Here is a 2,971-nt window from a genome sequence, read left to right on the forward strand (position 1 = left end):
CCTCCAGGAACAGCGACGCGGTCCCCAGCATCTGGTCCACGTACAGCTGGGCCAGCATCGCCAGATCCTCCTCCCCCCACCCCGCGGACACCGGATCCTCCGCCAGCGCCTCCGCCACCTCCACGGCGAACAGCGCCAGCTGATCCCGTATCGCCGCCCGCACCACCTGCACCCCGCCGTGCCGCTCCCGGGCGATGAACCGCACGTGCGCCGGATGCGCGTCGACGTGCCCCGCGATCAACTCGACGGCCCGCGCGATGCGTTCCTCGCCGTCCCCGGTCGTGGACACGATCGTCCGGATCATCGGATGCAGACTGCCCAGCGCCTCCTCGACCAGCGCCACCCCCAGATCCTCGATGGACCGGAAGTGCCGGTAGAAGGCGGTCGGCGCCACTCCCACCGCACGGGTGACCTCACGCAGCCCCAGGCTGCTCAGGCTCTGCTCCTCCAGCAGCTCCAGCGCCGCGTCGAGCAGCGCCCGCCGGGTCTTCTGCTTCTGGGCCTGCCGGACGCCGAGGGTGTGACTCATGCCATGCAGTTAACAACTGTTCTCCGTAGTTGGGAAGTCATGGACCGCGCTAGCCTGGGAACTCAGTGAACAACTGTAACCACAATCGTTCACCGAATCTGGGGGATCCACCCATGCTGTTCCTCGTCGCGGCGCTGCTCCTGCTGGGCGTCGTCCTGGGCGCCGTCGTCCACGCCCCGCTCTCCTTCTCCCTCGTCGCCGGTGCCGTCATCGTCGTGTGGCTCGGCGTCTTCGCCCTGCGCGAGCGCCACGGCCGCGGACGCCGCGGCCCGGCGCACTGACCCGCACCAGGCCGTTCGAACCCCGTCACCCCGTCCCTCCGACCGTGGGAGCCGATCATCATGCACCTGACCGCACCGGCCGCCCGACGCACCGGTTTCCGTGACGCCGACGGCATGGCCGTCGCGTCCTTCGTCCTGGGCCTGCTGGGCCTGCTCGTCCTCAACGTCGTCCTCGGCCCGACCGCCATCGTGCTGGCGGCCGTGGCGCTGTGGCGGGGCACGGCCCGACGCGGCCGGGCCTTCCTGGGTCTCGGACTCGGCGTCGCCGACCTCCTCGTCCTCGCCGCGTTCGTCCAGGCGGACGGCACGATCTCGTGGAGCTTCTGAGCGGGCGGCGCATCCCGGCCAACCGCGATCCGTGGCCGCTGCACGGGGCCCCGTAGAATCGGCCCCACCATGGCTTACCTCGACCACGCCGCGACCACCCCGATGCTTCCCGAGGCGGTCGAGGCGCTCACCGCGCACCTGGGCGTCACCGGCAACGCCTCCTCCCTCCACGCGGCCGGCCGCCGCGCCCGGCGCACCGTCGAGGAGGCCCGCGAGACCCTCGCCGAGGCCCTCGGCGCCCGGCCCAGCGAGATCGTGTTCACCTCCGGTGGCACCGAGGCCGACAACCTCGCCGTGAAGGGGCTCTACTGGTCCCGCCGCGCCGCGGACCCCGCCCGCACCCGGGTCCTCGCCGGCCCCGTCGAGCACCACGCCGTCCTCGACGCCGTCCACTGGCTCGGCGAGCACGAGGGCGCCACCGTCGAGTACCTGCCGGTCGACTCACACGGCCGGGTCCACCCGGACGCCCTGCGCGAGGCCATCGCCCGCAACCCCGACGACGTCGCCCTCGCCACCGTCATGTGGGCCAACAACGAGATCGGGACGATCCTGCCGGTCCGCGAACTGGCGGAGGCCGCCGCCGAGTTCGGCGTGCCGCTGCACTCCGACGCGGTCCAGGCCTTCGGTCAGGTCCCGGTGGACTTCGCCGCGTCGGGGCTCGCCGCGATGACCGTGTCCGGCCACAAGATCGGCGGCCCGTACGGCATCGGCGCGCTGCTCCTGGGCCGCGAGCACACCCCCGTGCCCGTGCTCCACGGCGGCGGCCAGGAACGCCACGTCCGCTCCGGCACCCTCGACGTCCCCGCCGTCGCCTCCTTCGCGACCGCCGGGCGGCTCGCCGCCGAGCAGCAGGAGTGGTTCGCCCGGGAGATCGGCAGGCTCCGCGACGACCTGGTCACCGCGGTCCGCGAGGCCGTCCCGGACGCCGTCCTCGGCGGCGACCCCGCGCCCGGGGGACGTCTTCCGGCCAATGCGCACTTCACCTTCCCCGGCTGCGAGGGCGACTCCCTGCTGCTCCTGCTGGACGCGCAGGGCATCGAGTGCTCCACCGGATCCGCCTGCACCGCCGGCGTCGCCCAGCCCAGCCACGTCCTCCTGGCCACCGGGGTGGATCCCGACCTCGCCCGCGGGACCCTGCGCTTCTCCCTGGGCCACACCTCCACGGAGGCCGACGTGGAGGCCGTGGCCAAGGCCATCGGCCCGGCGGTGGAACGAGCCCGCGCGGCGGGACTGAGCTAGCCCGTCGTGGCCGAAGGGCTGGGGCGAGCCCGCTCCGTGCGGGCGCGGCGGACCAGCTTCAGGTAGCGGTCCCAGTCCCAGTGGGGGCCCGGGTCGGTGTGGTCCGTGCCCGGGACCTCGACGTGGCCGATGATGTGGTCGCGGTCGACCGGGATGTCGTAGCGGGCGCATATTCGGGCCGTGAGGCGGGCCGACGCCTCGTACATCTCGTCCGTGAAGTCCTCGGGGCGGTCCACGAAGCCCGCGTGCTCGATGCCGACGCTGCGCTCGTTGTAGTCGCGGTTGCCCGCGTGGTACGCCACGTCCAGCTCGCGGATCATCTGGGTGACGCGGCCGTCCTGGCCCACGATGTAGTGCGAGGCGGCCTTGTGATCCGGGTTCTGGAACGCCTGCACCGCGCTGTCGAAGCTGCCCTGGGTGACATGGACGATCACCGTGTCGACGCCGAAGTCGTCCGGCCGGTCCGCGCGGCGCCAGTTGGCGTCCGAGGCCGCCACCCAGCGGGCGCCCGCGTAGTCCACCACGCCCGGCTCGCGCGGCTTCTCGACGCCCGGCAGGCGCCACCACAGCCGCGCCAGCTCGTCCCGCGCCAGCG

Annotated in this window: 5 protein-coding genes; 3 read left to right on the forward strand and 2 right to left on the reverse strand. The window is 73.2% G+C overall.

The window, feature by feature from the left end:
* The coding region (locus B7767_RS14470) for a TetR family transcriptional regulator (RefSeq protein ID WP_085572547.1) at positions 1–529 on the reverse strand (529 nt) is incomplete at its 3' end.
* 113 nt (positions 530–642) lie between these two features.
* Between B7767_RS14470 and B7767_RS44625 the strand changes: the two genes are divergently transcribed.
* From B7767_RS44625 to B7767_RS14480, 3 genes are all read left to right on the forward strand, one after another.
* The gene (locus B7767_RS44625) at positions 643–810 is read left to right on the forward strand and encodes a hypothetical protein (protein ID WP_107486103.1); all 168 of its coding nucleotides are present in this window, start codon (positions 643–645) and stop codon (positions 808–810) included.
* A 60-nt stretch (positions 811–870) separates the two neighbouring features.
* Entirely contained in the window at positions 871–1,137 is a 267-nt protein-coding gene (locus B7767_RS14475) for a DUF4190 domain-containing protein (RefSeq protein ID WP_085572548.1), read from the forward strand.
* Positions 1,138–1,206: 69 nt separating this feature from the next.
* The gene (locus tag B7767_RS14480; protein ID WP_085572549.1) at positions 1,207–2,376 is read left to right on the forward strand and encodes a cysteine desulfurase family protein; all 1,170 of its coding nucleotides are present in this window, start codon (positions 1,207–1,209) and stop codon (positions 2,374–2,376) included.
* Here the strand turns inward: B7767_RS14480 and B7767_RS14485 are convergent.
* A partial coding sequence (locus B7767_RS14485; protein WP_085572550.1) for an N-acetylmuramoyl-L-alanine amidase occupies positions 2,373–2,971 on the reverse strand: 599 nt, incomplete at its 5' end. The genes B7767_RS14480 and B7767_RS14485 overlap by 4 nt on opposite strands.

The organism is Streptomyces sp. 13-12-16 (assembly GCF_002114215.1).
In the GTDB taxonomy this organism is placed as follows: Bacteria; Actinomycetota; Actinomycetes; order Streptomycetales; family Streptomycetaceae; genus Streptomyces.